This window comes from Paraburkholderia megapolitana (genome assembly GCF_007556815.1).
Lineage (GTDB): Bacteria > Pseudomonadota > Gammaproteobacteria > Burkholderiales > Burkholderiaceae > Paraburkholderia > Paraburkholderia megapolitana.
In genome coordinates this window covers 411,672-428,740 of record NZ_CP041745.1, presented here as the reverse complement: position 1 = coordinate 428,740, position 17,069 = coordinate 411,672, and the positions used below count along the sequence as shown (strand labels likewise).

At 63.5% G+C, this 17,069-nt stretch carries 16 protein-coding genes; 4 read left to right on the top strand and 12 right to left on the bottom strand.

The genetic code is table 11. The features are described 5' to 3' along the window. Positions 1–84: 84 nt before the first annotated feature. From FNZ07_RS15285 to FNZ07_RS15265, 5 genes are all read right to left on the bottom strand, one after another. Positions 85–2,538, bottom strand: a complete 2,454-nt coding sequence (locus tag FNZ07_RS15285; RefSeq protein ID WP_091009513.1) for a penicillin acylase family protein — start codon at positions 2,536–2,538, stop codon at positions 85–87. Positions 2,539–2,692: 154 nt separating this feature from the next. Further along, on the bottom strand, positions 2,693–3,691 hold the full coding sequence (locus FNZ07_RS15280; protein WP_091009510.1) for an NAD(P)H-dependent glycerol-3-phosphate dehydrogenase: 999 nt from the start codon (positions 3,689–3,691) through the stop codon (positions 2,693–2,695). 21 nt (positions 3,692–3,712) lie between these two features. Further along, on the bottom strand, positions 3,713–4,183 hold the full coding sequence (gene secB / locus FNZ07_RS15275) for a protein-export chaperone SecB (RefSeq protein ID WP_091009504.1): 471 nt from the start codon (positions 4,181–4,183) through the stop codon (positions 3,713–3,715). 151 nt (positions 4,184–4,334) lie between these two features. Next, positions 4,335–4,598: a glutaredoxin 3 gene (grxC, locus tag FNZ07_RS15270; protein WP_091009499.1), complete on the bottom strand. Its 264-nt coding sequence runs from the start codon at positions 4,596–4,598 to the stop codon at positions 4,335–4,337. Further along, positions 4,595–5,020, bottom strand: a complete 426-nt coding sequence (locus FNZ07_RS15265; protein ID WP_091010882.1) for a rhodanese-like domain-containing protein — start codon at positions 5,018–5,020, stop codon at positions 4,595–4,597. Before FNZ07_RS15265 ends, grxC begins: the two co-directional genes overlap by 4 nt. 137 nt (positions 5,021–5,157) lie before the next feature. On the opposite strand from FNZ07_RS15265, the gene gpmA reads away from it, so the two are divergent. The 3 genes from gpmA (at position 5,158) to FNZ07_RS15250 (ending at position 8,543) form a co-directional block, all read left to right on the top strand. Then, entirely contained in the window at positions 5,158–5,904 is a 747-nt protein-coding gene (gpmA, locus tag FNZ07_RS15260; protein ID WP_091009496.1) for a 2,3-diphosphoglycerate-dependent phosphoglycerate mutase, read from the top strand. Positions 5,905–6,120: 216 nt separating this feature from the next. Then, positions 6,121–7,692: a S41 family peptidase gene (locus FNZ07_RS15255; protein WP_091009493.1), complete on the top strand. Its 1,572-nt coding sequence runs from the start codon at positions 6,121–6,123 to the stop codon at positions 7,690–7,692. 89 nt (positions 7,693–7,781) lie between these two features. After that, complete coding sequence (locus FNZ07_RS15250; RefSeq protein ID WP_091009490.1) at positions 7,782–8,543, top strand: HesA/MoeB/ThiF family protein; 762 nt, start codon at positions 7,782–7,784, stop codon at positions 8,541–8,543. Between the two features lie 36 nt (positions 8,544–8,579). On the opposite strand, the gene ptsP is transcribed toward FNZ07_RS15250, so the two are convergent. The 7 genes from ptsP to FNZ07_RS15215 all read right to left on the bottom strand — a co-directional run bounded on the left by ptsP (position 8,580) and on the right by FNZ07_RS15215 (position 16,327). Continuing rightward, positions 8,580–10,328, bottom strand: a complete 1,749-nt coding sequence (gene ptsP / locus FNZ07_RS15245) for a phosphoenolpyruvate--protein phosphotransferase (protein ID WP_091009487.1) — start codon at positions 10,326–10,328, stop codon at positions 8,580–8,582. A gap of 227 nt (positions 10,329–10,555) precedes the next feature. After that, complete coding sequence (locus tag FNZ07_RS15240) at positions 10,556–10,825, bottom strand: HPr family phosphocarrier protein (RefSeq protein WP_091009484.1); 270 nt, start codon at positions 10,823–10,825, stop codon at positions 10,556–10,558. A 51-nt stretch (positions 10,826–10,876) separates the two neighbouring features. After that, entirely contained in the window at positions 10,877–11,356 is a 480-nt protein-coding gene (locus FNZ07_RS15235; RefSeq protein ID WP_091010881.1) for a PTS sugar transporter subunit IIA, read from the bottom strand. A 315-nt stretch (positions 11,357–11,671) separates the two neighbouring features. Further along, positions 11,672–12,628, bottom strand: coding sequence for a glutathione synthase (gshB, locus tag FNZ07_RS15230; RefSeq protein WP_091009481.1), 957 nt, complete (start codon positions 12,626–12,628; stop codon positions 11,672–11,674). Between the two features lie 106 nt (positions 12,629–12,734). Then, positions 12,735–14,024, bottom strand: coding sequence for a glutamate--cysteine ligase (gene gshA / locus FNZ07_RS15225; protein ID WP_091009478.1), 1,290 nt, complete (start codon positions 14,022–14,024; stop codon positions 12,735–12,737). A 418-nt stretch (positions 14,025–14,442) separates the two neighbouring features. Then, positions 14,443–15,957: an ammonium transporter gene (locus tag FNZ07_RS15220; RefSeq protein ID WP_091009475.1), complete on the bottom strand. Its 1,515-nt coding sequence runs from the start codon at positions 15,955–15,957 to the stop codon at positions 14,443–14,445. 31 nt (positions 15,958–15,988) lie between these two features. Next, positions 15,989–16,327: a P-II family nitrogen regulator gene (locus tag FNZ07_RS15215; protein WP_091009470.1), complete on the bottom strand. Its 339-nt coding sequence runs from the start codon at positions 16,325–16,327 to the stop codon at positions 15,989–15,991. A gap of 444 nt (positions 16,328–16,771) precedes the next feature. Between FNZ07_RS15215 and FNZ07_RS15210 the strand changes: the two genes are divergently transcribed. After that, a complete protein-coding gene (locus tag FNZ07_RS15210; RefSeq protein ID WP_091009467.1) occupies positions 16,772–17,026 on the top strand; it encodes an accessory factor UbiK family protein in 255 nt (84 codons plus the stop codon). The last annotated feature ends 43 nt before the right edge of the window (positions 17,027–17,069 follow it).

The window sequence follows — 17,069 nt, the reverse complement described above, 5'->3', positions numbered from 1 at the left end:
CGAGATAACGCGGTGCGTGCGCATCGCGTCGTTGAAGCACGCGATGCTCATGCACCTGCACCTGATATGAAGATCAACAGCAGTTCACGGCCTCAATTCCAGCCGATGAACCGCACTGCCCGGCAGAAACGGCGTCGCCTCGCCATGCACCCAGGCTTCATGCCCCGCGAGAAAGTACGGCGACATCGGATGCCCCGACTGTCCGCCCGGCATCTCGAAGATGCCATCCTGCTCGCGTCCCGGTGATACGACCATCCGCTCGGATGCGCCGAATGTCGGCGACTGCACGCGCGGCATGTAGAAGTCGCCCGGCAGTTCATCGTGCGGCGCGCTGAGCGAGTCGCGTACCCACGGCAGCCACGCCGGGATCATCTGCGCGAACGGGTGCGCGATCGCCGAGCGATTGCGCTCGCCCCAGCGGGCGTCCTCGACCTTCGTGCCGGCCGGCAACTGACCGATCGTATGGTCGATACGGTCGAGCATGAAGGCACGCCAGTCGGCGAAGCCGTCCGGCACCCAGGCGTGGTGAGCCGCGAGCGCCTCCATCACCGCCTCGTGACGCGAACTCGCGGCGCGATAGCCAAGCTTCGGGTCGGTTGCCTTGAGCGTCGCGTCGAGCTTGCCGAACCACGCGTCGAAGAGCGAAAAGTAGAACCCGCGCACCAGCCGGTAGCCCGTCCCATCGACGTCCGCGCGGCCGTTCCACTGCTCGATCGCTTGCCGAAATGCGGCGCGTTGCGGATGGTCCTTCAACGCGTCGGCATCGAGGGCGTCGAGGGCGACGTGGCGCCAGGTTTCGATCCACAGCGCGCGGTCGTCGGTCTGGATCGCCAGCAGGTCGCGCTCGCTCGCGTGGGGCAGCGCGAGCAGATCGTCGCGGATCTGCGAGGCACGTGCGCCAAGGTCGGTGCCGCCGTCGCCATACAGCGCCGCCTCGTCGAGCGGCAAGGTGCGATTGTTCGCGGTCCACAGGCGCCCGAGCGGCGGATCGATTCGCGACGGATACGCGTCCGGTGCCAGATAGCCCTGCCAGCCGCGATAGGTAGCCGAATCGAACGGCAGATCGCTAAGCGGTCCGTTCGGTAGATCGGTCGCTGTGTCACGGTGCGGCACGGGTCCGGCAAGCGTCCAGCCGATCTTGCCGTGCGCATCCGCGACGGTGAAATTCTGCGTAGGAATCCCGCTGATTTGCGCGACATGCAGCGCATCCGCGACACTCGTGGTCCCTTCGAGCTGCTGCAGGTTCATGTTGATCGCCTCGCGATCGTGCGCGACCCAGCGCAGCGCATAAGCATGCGAGCCGACGACGATCTGCGGTCCCCATTGCGTCTCGATCACCGGCAGGTCGACCGGTGCAGCACCTTTAACTGCGATGCGCTCATGGTAGACAGTCGAGCGCGCCCAGCTGCCGTCCGCGACGCGGTATTGCAACGGATCGGCGGGATTGCGCTGCAGTTCGATCAGATCGATGTAGCGGCCGTAGCTATCGGTGAAGCCCCACGCGATCTGCCCGTTGCTACCGGCGATCACGAGCGGCACACCGGGCAGGCTGACGCCCGTGACATGACGCATCTGTCCATCCGGTCCCGGCCACGTCATCGATAGCCGGTACCAGATGTTCGGCAACGACAAGCCGAGGTGCATGTCGTTAGCGAGCAGCGCGCCGCCGTGCGCACTGTGCGCGCCGTCGACGGCCCAGTTGTTGCTGCCGATCATCGAGCGGTTGATCATCGCGCCGTCTTCCACCGAACCGGCTTCATGCGCTGCGACGCTCGCCGGTTTCGACGTGGACAACCAGTCCGGGCGCGTTGCGGGCGGGCTCACGAGCGCGTCGTGTGCAGGCACAGCGACATCGAACGGCGCGTCCCAGTGGCTGGTTGCGGGAAGCATGAAGGCAAACAGATCCGCGGGTATGCGCTCGCGCAACGCGGCACGCGACAGGATGCGGTATTCCTCGTCGCCCTGCAGATCGAAGTACATCGTATAGACAGTGAGCAGCGTGTCCTCGGGACGCCACGCCGCGGGCTGCGTGCGCAGCAGCCAGTATTCGAACGGGCGCGAAGCCAGCGACTTGAGCCCGTCGTTGACGCCCGCCGTGTATTGATCGACCAGTTGCCGCTGCTCGGGAGGCAGCGCGGCAATCAGCGCCTGTGCGCGTTCGCGAAAGCGGTGCAGCCGGTTGCGGCGATCGAGTGGCAGCGCGGCCGGACCGATCAGTTCGGACATCTCGCCCGCGGCGACACGGCGCAGCAGGTCCATCTGGAAGAAGCGATCCTGCGCCTGCACGAAGCCAATACCAAAGGCCACGTCAGCGCGCGTGCGGCCCTGTAGTGTCGGCACACCGAGCGCATCGCGATTAATCGTCACCGGCGCGGAGAGCGTCGAGACCACATGGGTTCCATCGAGCTGCGGGAGGCTTGCACGCAAGGTCGCCCAGGCGGCGATTGCGATGACCGCAACAAGCGCGATCAAGATGCAGAACAGTGTGATCAACCAGGCGGAATACCGCCTTCTTAAGCGAGGACTCGGAGGATTCATTGCGAAAAACAGGAGGTTCTTGTCGCCGATCGGTCAGGGGTGTCGATCGGGCCAAAGGATACACACCGATAGTACGGTGTTATGAACCTACCGCGGCACGATGACATTCGAGAGTCCGGGTCATGCAGCCATGCCGCATAAGCCGCGGACCTCCTTACTCGGCCTTCGCGTCGCGCCGCAACAGCGCACTGACCGCATCGCGCGGTGCGACGCCTTCGAACAGTACCGCGCACACCGCCTGCGTGATCGGCATGTCGATGCCGTGCGCATTGGCGATGGCTAGCACGGCCTGCGCGCAGCGCACGCCTTCCGCGACGTGGCCGAGGGTGCCGAGAATCGCGTCGAGCGGACGACCCGCCGCAAGCTGCATACCGACTGTCCGGTTGCGCGAGAGATCGCCGGTAGCGGTGAGAATCAGATCGCCGAGCCCGGTCAGACCGGTGAACGTTTCCGTGCGGCCGCCGAGCGTCGCGCCGAGACGCGACATTTCCGCCAGACCGCGCGTGATCAGCGCCGCGCGCGCATTGAGCCCGAGGCCCAGACCGTCGGCAATGCCGGTGGCAATAGCCAGCACGTTCTTGACCGCGCCGCCCACTTCGACGCCGACGACGTCGTCGCCGGTATAGATGCGCATCGCGCCGTGATGAAACGCAGCGACGGTGCGCTCGCGACACTGCGCCGACGTACTCGCCACCGTCAATGCAACGGGCAAGCCCTGCGCCACTTCGCGCGCGAAGCTCGGACCCGACAGCACGCCGTTACTCGGATGACCGGCAAGCTCTTCTGCCACGACCTGATGCGGCAAACGCTGCGTGTCCGCATCGAAACCCTTACACAGCCACACGATATGCGCCGGTACCGCCGCCGCATCGCGCATCGCGCGCAGCAGTCCGCGCAGCCCCGCAACCGGCGTCGCGACGACACACAACGCGTCGTCAGCGGCGCCGTGCGCGAGCGCGGCGGCAAGCTGCGTTTCGTAGCGCAGCGCGCGCGGCAAAGCAACGCCCGCTAGATAGTGGGCGTTTTCATGTGCTGTGGAGAGTTCGGCGACGAGCGCGCTGTCGCGCGCCCAGAGCACCGCATCGTGCCGCGCGGCCAGATGGCCGGCGAGTGCGGTGCCCCATGCACCGGCGCCGAGGACGGCAACCTTCATACCCGGCACCGTGCGCGAGCGTCAGTGTTTCGCGGTGCTTTGCGCCGCGCTTTCCTGCGACGCAATCTGCGCGAGACGCTGCTCGTAGAGCGCCTGGAAGTTGATTTCGGCGAGATGGATGGGCGGGAAACCTGCGCGGGTGATCGCGTCGGCGATGTTCGAGCGCAGATACGGGAACAGGATGGTCGGGCAAGCGATGCCGACGAGCGGATCGACCTGTTCTGCCGGAATGTTGCGGATGTCGAAAATGCCAGCCTGCTTCGCTTCGATCAGGAACGCGACCTTGTCCGAAACCTTGGCGGTCACGGTGCCGGTAACGAGGATTTCGAACACGCTTTCTGCGAGGCGTTCGGCCTTCACGTCGACTTCGACCTCGACCGACGGCATTTCCTGTTCGAGGAAGATGGCCGGCGAGTTCGGTTGCTCGAGCGACATGTCCTTCAAGTAGACACGCTGGATGTTGAAGAACGGCTGGTTATTCTCGTCGGACATGATTAAGTGATTCCCTGAATGTAGTTGCGGCGGGCCATGTTTCCATGGTCCGCCAGTTCGGTGTACTGCTACGCCGCCCCGTTACGGGGCCCGACAGGACCGGCTCTCGCGCCGCGCCGCCGGGTCGTCTGGCACCGCGTCGACCGGACGCTTAAGCGGCGACTTCCAGCAGCGGCGTCAGACCGCCCTTGCGGTCGAGCGCGGAAAGATCATCGTAACCGCCCACATGTGTGTCGCCGATGAATACCTGCGGCACCGTACGCCGGCCGGTACGCGTCATCATTTCTTCGCGCCGGGTCGGATCCTTGTCGATGAGCACTTTTTCAACATGCTCGACGCCGCGCGACTTTAAAAGACGTTCGGCCATCTGGCAATACGGACACACCTGCGTGCTGTACATGATCACTTTGTTCACTTTGCAGCTCCTTGCTTCACGACCGGCATGCCGGCCTGCTGCCAGGCGTTGAGACCGCCCTGCAGAACATGGACTTCGGCGTAACCCGCATCCTGCACGACGCGCACCGCCTTGTTCGACTGCTGGCCAGTCTGACACACCAGCAGCACCGGATTGTTCTTGTTCTTCACAAGCTGGCCAACCTTCGCCTGCAATTCGGCAAATTCGACATGGCGTGCCGACGGCAGATGACCGGTCGCGAAATCCGCCGCCGAACGCAGATCGACGACCACGGCGTTGCGCCGGTTGATCAGCTGCGTGGCTTCGCCGGCGGTAACGCCGCCGCGGCCACGGCGGCTGAGCGCCGGCCACAGGAGCAACCCACCAGAAATGAGGACGATCGCGATGAGTACAAGGTTTGTGTAATCGGTGAAAAACTTCACGGAAAATCCGCCGAAAAAGAGAGAAATCGAAAAGGAGAATCCAGCCATTATAAAATAACCGCCTGTCGCCGATACGACCGTCCGCTTTCGGCACCTCGGCCCGACGCTTTACCGCTTCCTTACTACCGACCGGCACCATGTACAAACTCGTTCTCATCCGCCACGGCGAATCGACGTGGAACAAGGAAAACCGCTTCACCGGCTGGGTCGACGTCGACCTGACCGAGCAGGGTAACCGCGAGGCGCAGCAAGCCGGCGTCCTGCTGAAGGAATCGGGCTACACGTTCGATATCGCCTACACATCCGTGCTGAAGCGCGCGATCCGTACGCTCTGGCACGTGCAGGATCAGATGGACCTGATGTATCTGCCGGTCGTGCATTCGTGGCGTCTGAACGAGCGCCATTACGGCGCGCTGTCGGGGCTGAACAAGGCCGAAACCGCGGCGAAGTACGGCGACGAGCAGGTGCTGGTCTGGCGCCGCAGCTACGACACGCCGCCGCCCGCACTCGAACCGTCCGACGAGCGCACCGCCTACGCCGACCCGCGCTACACGAAGGTGCCGCACGCCGATCTGCCGCTCACCGAGTGCCTGAAGGACACGGTCGCACGCGTGCTGCCGATCTGGAACGAATCGATTGCGCCGGCCGTCAAGTCGGGCCGCAAGGTGCTGATCGCGGCGCACGGCAACTCGCTGCGCGCGCTGATCAAGTACCTCGACGGTATTTCGGACAACGATATCGTCGGCCTGAACATTCCGAACGGGATCCCGCTCGTCTATGAACTCGACGAGAACCTGAAGCCGCTCACGCACTACTACCTCGGCGACCAGGAAGCGATCGCGCAGGCGCAGGCCGCGGTCGCGAAGCAGGGCAAGGCGGGTTGATCGCGAGGCGCGGCGGCTCGCCGTACACCGCCGCGCCACCCGCCCGACCGTTACCGCACATTTCTTTGGCACAACCGCGCCCGAAGCCCGAACCACCCTCGACAGCGACTGTCGAACCGCGATTGCGTCACCGCTCACAGCCTGGGCAGGTGTGCAGTTATACTTGTCCGTCGCTTTCTACCTGACGCTGCCACGCGCTCCCGACTGCCCCACTCTATGCGAAAGAATCTGAAAAACATCGGCCTGATCGCTGCGGGCCTTGCCACCGGCGTGTTTGCCACGCTGCAACTGTCCGCCTCCGCCCAGCAAGCCGCCTCTGCCCCGCTGCCGCTCGACCAGCTCCGTCTCTTCGCCGAAGTATTCGGACAGATCAAGCATGAGTACGTCGAACCGGTCGACGACAAGAAGCTGCTTACCGCGGCGATCAAGGGGATGGTCGCGAGTCTCGATCCGCACTCGTCGTATCTCGACAAGACCGATTACCAGGAACTGCAGGAGCAGACCAAGGGCCGCTTCGCGGGTCTCGGCATCGAAATTTCATCGGAAGACGGGCTGATCAAGGTGATCTCGCCGATCGAGGACACGCCCGCGTTCCGCGCCGGCATCCGTCCGGGCGATCTCATCACGCGCATCAACGACAAGCCGGTCCGCGGCATGACGCTCGACCAGGCGGTCAAGCAGATGCGCGGCGACCCGGGCACCAAGGTCACGCTGACCATCTTCCGCAAGACCGACGACCGCACGTTCCCGCTCACGGTGACACGCGCGATCATCAACGTGCAAAGCGTGAAGATGAAGATCCCCGCGCCGGGCTACGGCTATATCCGCATCACGAGCTTCCAGGAACGCACGACGCCTGATCTCGCCGCCAAGCTCAGGGACCTCGCGCGCCAGCAGCCGAACCTGAAGGGCCTGATTCTCGATCTGCGCAATAACGGTGGCGGTCTGCTGCAAAGCGCGGTCGGCGTGGCCGGTGCGTTCCTGCCGCCGGATTCGGTCGTCGTCTCGACGAACGGCCAGATCCCGGATTCGAAGCAGGTGTATCGCGACAACTACGATAACTACCGCCTGCCTTCGTTCGACAGCGATCCGCTGAAGGATCTGCCGCCAATCTTCAAGACCGTACCGATGATCGTGCTGACCAACGCCTACTCGGCGTCGGCCTCCGAAATCGTCGCGGGTGCGCTGCAGGATCAACACCGTGCGCTGATCGTCGGCAAGACGACCTTCGGTAAGGGTTCGGTGCAGACGGTCCGCCCGATGACCGCCGACACCGCCCTGCGCCTCACCACGGCGTACTACTACACGCCGAGCGGTCGTTCGATCCAGAACAAGGGTATCCGCCCGGACATCGCGGTCGATCAATACGCGGAAGGCGATCCGGACGACGCACTCGTCACGCGCGAAGTCGACTACTCGAACCACCTTGCGAACACGCAGGATCCGAACGAGAAGAAGGAAGAAGACCAGCGCGAACAGGAACGCATGGACCAGTTGCGTCTGCTTGAAGAGCAGAACGACAAGAAGACGCCGGAGCAACGCCAGAAGGACCGCGATCGCAAGCCGATCGAGTTCGGTTCCACCGACGACTTCATGCTGCAACAGGCGCTGAACAAGCTGGAAGGCAAGCCGGTGCAGGAATCGAAGTCGGCCATGGAACGCCGGCTCGCGCAGAACAAGCCGGCCCAGTCGGCTTCTGCGCCAGTCGCCGTGAAGCCTGCGCTGCCGGTTACGCCGGGAGCAGCGACGCCCGCGTCGGCACCGGTGCCGGCCTCGCAAGGCAAGTAACGCTTCAGCCTGCCGTGTCTTCGCAGCGCACGCTGCGAAGACACTTCTCCCGCGCGACTAGAATAACGATAACGACAACGCGCCCCGCCATGAACGACGATCAACTCCTCCGCTATTCCCGCCACATCCTTGTCGACGAACTCGGCATCGAGGCGCAGCAGCGCTTTCTCGATGCGCACGCGATCGTCGTCGGTGCGGGCGGGCTCGGATCGCCGGCAGCGATGTATCTGGCCGCAGCGGGTGTCGGACAGCTCACGCTCGTCGACGCCGATACCGTCGATCTGACCAACCTGCAACGCCAGATCCTGCACGTCACGGCGTCGGTGGGACGCAGCAAGGTCGAGTCAGGACGCGATGCGATCGGTCAGTTGAATCCGGATGTCGTAGTGAACGCGGTAACGGCGCGAGCAGACGATGCGTGGCTCGACACAGCCGTGCCGCATGCCACTGTCGTGCTCGACTGCACGGATAACTTCGCGACCCGCCACGCAATCAATCGCGCGTGCGTCGCGCATCGCGTGCCGCTCGTGTCGGGCGCGGCGTTGCGCTTCGATGGTCAGATCAGCACGTTCGATTTCCGCGACGACGCATCGCCGTGCTACGCGTGCATCTTCCCCGAAGATCAACCGTTCGAAGAAGTGGCGTGTTCGACGATGGGGGTCTTTGCGCCGACGGTCGGCATCATCGGTGCGATGCAGGCCGCCGAGGCCCTGCGCGTGATCGCCGGGGTCGGCACGACGCTCACCGGCCGGCTGATGATGCTCGACTCACTGCGGATGGAATGGAACACGATGCGCATCGCGCGGCAACCGGATTGCCCGGTGTGCGGCGGACGGCATCGTATCGCCTGAGGGTTGCGCGCGAGAGGTTTTGCGCAAAACGCGTACTCAGATTTCCGCGACCCGCTTCAGCGCCGCCTGCACTTCTTCCGGTTCGAACGAGGCCAGCACATCGGCCACCGGCTTCTCGAGCGTCTTCAGGTGGGAGCGCAGCACTTCCTGCTTGACGACCAGCAACTGGCTCGGATGCATCGAGAACTCGGTCAGCCCCATGCCGAGCAGCAGACGCGTCAGCGCCGGGTCGCCGGCCATTTCCCCGCACACCGACACCGGTACGCCGGCGCGCTTCGCTTCGCGCAGCGTGAACGCGATCAGATGCAGCACCGCCGGATGCAGCGGATCGTACAGATGCGCGACCGCGTTGTCCGCACGATCGATGGCGAGCGTGTACTGGATCAGATCGTTGGTACCGATCGACAGGAAATCGAGCCGCTTCAGGAACAGCGGCAAGGCGATCGCCGCAGCCGGAATCTCGATCATCGCGCCGACCTGCACGTTCGGATTGTAGGCAAGACCCGCGTCATCGAGCTGGCGCTTGGCTTCGCGGATCAGATCGAGCGTCTGGTCGATTTCCTGCGCGTGCGCAAGCATCGGAATCAGAATCTTCACCGAACCGAATGCCGACGCCCGCAGGATCGCGCGCAGCTGCGTGAGGAACATCTGCGGCTCGGACAGGCTCCAGCGGATTGCGCGCAGACCCAGGGCCGGATTCGCCGCGGTCTCATACCCGTCGCCACCGCTGATCGATTCGAGCGGTTTATCCGCGCCGACATCGATCGTACGGATTGTCACCGGCAGGCCGTTCATCAGCTCGACCGCACGGCGGTAGGCGGCGAACTGCTCTTCCTCTTCAGGCAGGCGGTCCTTCGTGTTCATGAAGAGGAATTCGGTGCGAAACAGCCCGACGCCCATCGCGCCGGCTTCGACGGCCGCGATTGCGTCGTCGGGCAGTTCGATGTTCGCGCACAGTTCGATGCGCGTGCCGCACAGCGTCTGCGTGGGCGAAAATTTCAGGCGCTGCAGCTTGCGCTGCTCGAGCGCTTTCTCGCTCTGCCGATACGAATACTCTTCGAGCACGATCGGCGCCGGATCGACGATCACGATGCCATGATCGCCGTCGACGATGATCAGATCGTCCTGGCGAATCAGCGCACTCGCGTGCTGCACGCCGACCGCAGCCGGAATGCCAAGGCTGCGCGCGACGATCGCCGTATGCGACGTACGGCCGCCCAGGTCCGTGACGAAGCCCTGAAAGGTCTGCGTCTTGAACTGCATCATGTCGGCAGGTGCGATGTCGTGCGCTACGACGATCATCTCGTCGCAGCTGCCATGCACGCCGTCGAGCGGCGACGGCGATGCGCCGGCAAGCGCTTTCAGTAGCCGCTCGACCACCTGCTCGATGTCGGCCTTGCGTTCGCGCAGGTACTCGTCTTCGATATCGTCGAAGTGACGCGACAGACGTTCGAGCTGCTCAGTCAGCGCCCATTCGACGTTATAGCGGCGCGTGCGGACGAGATCGATGGTTTCCTGCACGAGCATCGCGTCGTTCAGGATCATTGAATGGACGTTGATGAACGCACCCATTTCGCTGGGCGCGTCGGCGGCGAGATCCGCGCGCAGCGCGTCGAGTTCGACATGCACACGTTGCTGGGCCGAGCGAAAACGCTCGATCTCGCCTTCCATCTGGGCGGGTTCGATCAGGTAGTGGTCGACGTCGAGTGCAGCCGGGGCGATCAGATAAGCCCGCCCGATGGCGATACCGCGTGACACGGGAATTCCATGCAGCGTGAAAGACACGCGCACCTCCTCTAGTTGTGTAATGCCGCGGCAAACCGCTGCAGAGCTAGCTCTCAGACCCCGGCGGCCATTATAAATTCCGCAGCCCGTTCATGCGTGCGTTGCCGATGTGCGGCGCAACATCGCAGGTTGCGCAAAAACCCGCGTAATAGCGCTAAAAAGACCATAAAAAAAGCCGCGGCAGGCCGCGGCTTTTCTTGCGTAGTACACGCATCGAGACCGGCGGATTACTGGCCCTCGCCGAACTTGTCGGCAATCAGCTTCAGTAGCGCGTCCATCGCATCTTTTTCGTCCGTGCCTTCGGTTTCGATCAGCACGGTACTACCGATGCCTGCTGCCAGCATCATCACGCCCATGATGCTCTTCGCGTTGATGCGCCGACCGTTGCGGCTCATCCATATTTCCGACTGATAGTTGCCTGCCAGTTGCGTCAGCTTGGCCGAGGCACGCGCATGCAACCCCAGCTTGTTCACGATGGTCGTTTCCTGTTGCAGCATGTAATCGTCCGAAGCGCAGGTTGTATTGTTAAAAACGAAATGGTGACGGTACTACGGGGTGGTGCTTTTCTGTGCGATCGCGGCCTCGGGCTGCGCAGTCGCCACACAGTCGCACGGGCTGCCCATCGAAGCCGCGGCCGGTGTGCCCGGCGTGATCGCGTGAATGCCCTTGGTCGCGCCGGCGAGCGCCTTGTCGACGAGCGTGTCGAGCGGCGTGGCGCGATAACAGACGGCGCGCACCAGCATCGCCAGGTTCACGCCGGCCAGCACACGCACGTCGGGCAGCGACGCGAGATTGCCGGCGATGTTCGACGGCGTCGCACCGAACATGTCGGTCAGCACGAGCGCGCCGTTCTCTTCCTTGAGCCGGTCGATCTCCGCATGCGCGAACGCGACGACATTGGTCGGATCGCAGTTGGGCATCACATCGATCACACCGATGCGTGCGGGTAGCCCGCCGTAAATATGAGCGACACACTCGCGTAACGCGGAAGCGAGCGGAGCGTGCGCAATGATCAGAATGCCTGCCATATCGGTTTTGCAGCTAAAACGGCCTGATTCGCGGTCCAGACGCGTTGCCCGGCAGCGCGCCTGTTTGCCTTTGTTCGCCCTTCCGACCGGCCGATGATCGAATGGGCCCGAACGCGTCGCGCCACGGGCTGGGCCCATGGGCAACGGCACGGCAACCATGCCCGATATCCTGTGCCGGGTGCGTCGTCAGCGTTTTGTCAGATGACGCAGGTTCCGGAGAGCGGGCATTGTACCAGTCCATTTTCGCGCTTCTTCAGCGTTCGTGCCCGGCACGCGTTCGGTTTCGTGCAACGGGCGCGTCTCCTGCAGCGATACTCAACCGACCGCGCGCTCCAGCGCGTCAACCAGCATCGCCGCCACATCGAAGCCGGTCTGATCCATGATTTCGCGAAAACACGTCGGGCTCGTGACATTCACTTCCGTCAGCCAGTCGCCAATTGCATCGAGCCCGACCAGCAGCAGGCCGCGCGCGGCCAGCACCGGGCCGAGCGCCGCGGCGATTTCGCGGTCGTGCGCGGTGAGCGGCTGAGCGACGCCGAGTCCACCCGCTGCCAGATTGCCGCGCACCTCGTTACCTTGCGGAATGCGTGCGAGCGAATACGGCACCGGCTCGCCGCCGATCAGCAGGATGCGCTTGTCGCCGTCCTTGATGTCGGGGATGAACTTCTGCGCCATCACCGAGCGCGCGCCATCCTCGCTGAGCATCTCGATGATCGAGCCGAGATTCATGCCATCGGCCTTCACGCGAAACACGCCCATGCCGCCCATGCCGTCGAGCGGTTTCAGGATCACATCGCCGTGTTGCTCGTGGAAGGCACGCAGACGCGCCGCATCGCGCGTAACGAGCGTCGGTGCGACGAACTGCGGAAACTCGCCGATCGCGAGCTTTTCCGAATGATCGCGAATCGCCTGCGGCTTGTTGAAGATGCGCGCGCCGCCACGTTCAGCGAGTTCGAGCAGCCACGTCGACGTCACGTACTCCATGTCGAACGGCGGGTCCTTGCGCATCAGTACGGCGCCGAAGCGCTTCAGCGAGCGCACCTCGGACCGCTCCGCCGCATACCACGGCGAGCGGTGTCCGTCGGTCTGGTCGCCGACAATCGCAAAGCGCCGCACGTTCGCCTCGACGTCACCGCCGGTCCACGCCAGATCTTCCGGCTCGCATGCATACAGCGTATGGCCGCGCTTCGCGGCCTCGGCCATCATCGCGTAGGTCGAATCCTTGTAGATCTTGAAGCGGTCCAGCGGATCCGCGATAAAGAGAATGTCCATGAAGTCCCTGTTGCGGCCTCGCGGGCCTCGGCGTTGAATATCGACTGCACTGCAGATTGCGCGGCGGAATGGACTACCAACCGCAGCGCAGATTGCAGCGCGACCTTTAAACCTGAATCGCTTCCGGATCGGTTCGTTCCAGTTCCACCGATGCCGCCAGCAACCCGAGCCGCGCGACCACGCCGTACATATAGAAGCGGTTAGGCGGTGCGGCGCCGGGTTTCGCGTGCGCATCGGGCAACGCGGTATGTTCGAAGCCGAGCGGCACGAAGTGCATGCCGGGCGCGTTCAGGTTCTGATCGCGCTCGCGGCTGCCGTGCACGCGATAAAAACCGCCGACCACATAGCGGTCGATCATGTACACCACCGGTTCGGCCACTTCTTCGCCGATCCGCTCGAACGTATAGACGCCTTCCTGCACGATCACGTCGTGCACATCGAGCCCATCTTTCGCGCTCGACATCTTCGTGCGTTCGCGGCTCGTCAGCGCAGCGACTTCCGATGCATCGTGCACGGTCATCACACCCTTGCCGTCGGTACCGGCATCGGACTTGACGACGACATACGGCTTTTCGGAAATGCCGTACTCGCGGTATTTCTTCGCGATCTTCTTCAGCACGCCGTCGATAGCGTCGGCGAGCGCGGCCTCACCGGTACGCGCCTCGAAATCGACGTCTTCGACATGCGCGAAATACGGATTGATCATCCACGGGTCGATTTCGACCATCTTCGCGAACTTCTTCGCGACCTCGTCGTAGCACGAGAAGTGCGTCGACTTGCGGCGCACGGCCCATGCCGCATGCAACGGCGGCAGCAGGTACTGCTCGTGCAGATTTTCGAGCACCGGCGGAATGCCGCCGGACAGATCGTTGTTCAGCAGAATCGAACACGGATCGAAATTCTTCAGACCGAGCCGGCGAGCGGAACGCTCAAGCGGCTCGAGCACGATTTTCTGACCATCGGACAACGCGATCGTGACCGGACCGACGATGGTTTCATCGAGCGTTCCGAAACGGACGTGCAGGCCCGCCTGGCGCATGATGGTCGCAAGTCGTGCGACATTCTCCAGATAAAATGCGTTACGCGTGTGACGCTCCGGAATGACCAGCAGATTCTTCGCGTCCGGACAGATTTTTTCGATCGACGCCATCGCTGCCTGCACGGCGAGCGGCAGCACCTCCTGCGGCAGATTGTTGAATGCTCCGGGAAACAGGTTGGTATCGACCGGCGCGAGCTTGAAGCCCGCGTTGCGCAGATCCACCGAACAGTAGAACGGCGGCGTATGTTCCTGCCATTCGAGCCGGAACCAGCGTTCGATGGCAGGCGTAGCGTCGAGAATCCGCCGCTCGAGATCGAGCAGTGGACCGTTCAACGCGGTGACTAGGTGCGGAACCATTGAGCACTCACGGGCTAAAGGAGCGATTGTAGAGGGAAGCGGGGGCATTTGCCCCTTGCATGTTGGGATGATCGCGCAAGACGCAAGCCCGGGGCCACCCTCCTGCAAACAAGGTTTTATATCGGCCCGATAGCGGCGCGTTATCGGTGGGGAACTGTCGGGAAGGGGGTTATCCGGCCAGTTGTGCTGCCGGCCGGGGCGTTGCAGCCGCCCATGTCACCGAGCCGCCGTATGCCGCGCCCATACCGCCGTCTATTCGATTGTAGGTGCTGCGACGTAGCGGGGACGGCCTTCTTTTGCGGCTTGCCGGGCTGTGCGATGGACGAAAAAAAGCCCGCCGGATGGCGGGCCAGGTCGCTGCCTGAATCGTCCGGCAGGGTCTCGCATGCCGGACGACTGCTGTTGCTCTTACGAAAACTTATTCGACATGCTCGCCGTGCAGCACGATGTCGAGACCTTCGCGTTCCTCTTCTTCCGTCACGCGCAGACCGATCACCATGTCGATCACCTTCAGCAGGATGAAGCTCACCACGCCGCTGTAGATCAATGTGGTCAGCACGCCCTTGGCCTGCAGGATCACGCTGCCGTCCGCACCGCCGATGTCCTTCACCGCAAACACACCGGTCAGCAACGCACCGACAATCCCGCCGATGCAGTGCACGCCGAACGCGTCGAGCGAATCGTCGTAGCCGAGCTTGTGCTTGAGCCACGAGGCCGACCAGAAGCAGATCACGCCGGCGACCAGACCGATCACGAGCGCCCCGATCACACCGACGAAGCCCGATGCCGGCGTAATCGCCACGAGTCCGGCCACCGCGCCCGACACGATACCGAGCACCGACGGCTTACCCTTCGCGATCCATTCGGCAAACATCCAGCCCAGTGCAGCCATTGCGGTCGCGACCTGCGTCGTCAGCATGGCGAAGCCGGCACGGCCGTCAGCCGCAACAGCCGAACCCGCGTTGAAGCCAAACCAGCCAACCCACAGCATCGAGGCACCAACCAGTGTCAGCACGAGGTTATGCGGCGCCATCACGTCCTTGCCATAGCCAACCCGCTTGCCGAGCACCAGACAGCACACGAGGCCAGCCACACCAGCGTTGATGTGCACCACCGTGCCGCCCGCGAAGTCGAGGATGCCCTCGCTCGCCAGCCAGCCGGTCGGTTCCCACACCATGTGCGCGATGGGCGAGTAGACGATGATCGACCACAGGCTCATGAACACCAGCATCGCGGAGAACTTCATGCGATCGGCGAACGCACCGGTGATCAGCGCCGGCGTGATGATCGCGAACGTCATCTGATAGACGAAGTAGACCGACTCCGGAATCGTCGTTGCCAGATGGCTGACGGTCAGCGTCGTGGCCTTGTCGCCCTTGATGTAGTTCATGCCCGCCAGGAACACGCGCGAGAAGCCGCCGAGGAACGAACCGCCTGGCGTGAACGCGAGGCTGTAGCCGATCACAGTCCAGATGATGGTCACGACGCAGGTGATCGCGAAGCTTTGCATCAGCGTCGCCAGCACGTTCTTCTTGCGCACCATGCCCGCGTAGAACAATGCGAGGCCAGGGATCGTCATGAACAGCACGAGCGCGGTGGAGGTCAGCATCCACGCGGTGTCGCCCGAGTTGATCTTCGACGAATCGACCGAGTACGGCGCGGTCGGCGCAGCAGGTGCGGCTGCAGCGGCAGCCGAAGCAGCCGATGCGTCAGGCGCGGCGGCAGCGCTTGCCGCTGGAGCAGCGGAAGCGTCGGCGGCAGGCGCCGAAGCGGCGGCGGCTGCCGACGCGTCCGGTGCCGGCGCGCTCGCCGTCGTATCGGAGGCGGCCGCCGATGCGGCAACCGGCGCCGAAGCGTCGTCCGCCACCGCGGCCCCGATACCGCCCGCGACCAGCGAACCGGCCATCAGCAAGGACATCAATAATTTGCGCATCTCTGTTTCCTCTTCTCTTGTCGCTGTTTTTTTACAGGGCGTCCGCGCCGGTCTCCCCGGTGCGGATCCGAATCACTTGTTCGATCGGGGTGACAAATATCTTCCCGTCGCCGATTTTCCCGGTGCGTGCCGCACGTTCGAGTGCCTCGATCGCCTGGTCGACGAGGTCGTCCGAGACCGCGGCCTCGATCTTCACCTTCGGCAGGAAATCGACGACGTACTCCGCGCCCCGATACAGTTCGGTATGCCCTTTCTGACGCCCGAAGCCTTTGACTTCCGTAACCGTGATCCCGGAGACGCCGATGGCCGACAAGGCTTCGCGCGCCTCATCGAGCTTGAACGGCTTGATGATTGCGGTAATGAGTTTCATGACATCCTCGCTTTTAGTTGCGTAACCCTTGCTAACCCGTAACCCTTGCCTGACCTGCTGGTAACCCGTATGCGTGGTGCGTCGACAGGGCAATTGCTTTCGAACTGCCTCCATTGCGCCGCCGGGCAACCCGGCAGTGCGCGCGGGGCAGTAACAGCAACTCGCATGCCATGTGTGTGGCAGACTGTCGCGCTGCGTGCGCTGCGGGGCTGCTTCGCGGGCTCGGCCGGATGGCTAACGTAGTCGGGGCGCGGTGGCATGCCGCGTGGATCGTTGCTAGAGTGTTTGCAAGCCCGAAGCGTGATCGAGGTGTGATGGCACGCACCAAACGCGTTCATCGGACGGACGCAGAGCTCGATCGATGCACCACATTCGCTCACGCGCCATCGCGGAGCACAGCGGTAACGAAACATGCACAGTCTTTGTGCAATCAAGGGAAACACGATGAAACAACCCAACGATGTCTTCAACGATCTGCAGGCGCGCTTTAGCGATCTGCTCAAGAACTCGCCGGCGAAGGATGTCGAGCGCAACGTCAAGGCCGTGCTGTCGCAGGGCTTCTCGAAGCTCGATCTGGTGACGCGCGAGGAATTCGATACGCAGACCCAGGTGCTGGTACGCACGCGGGCCCGGCTCGAAGAACTCGAGCGCCGCGTCGCCGAGCTCGAACAGAAGCTGCCCGTCACGCAGTCTTCCTGAGCCCGGTCTGACCTACGCATCATCGGCAGGCGCGCCGTGACGT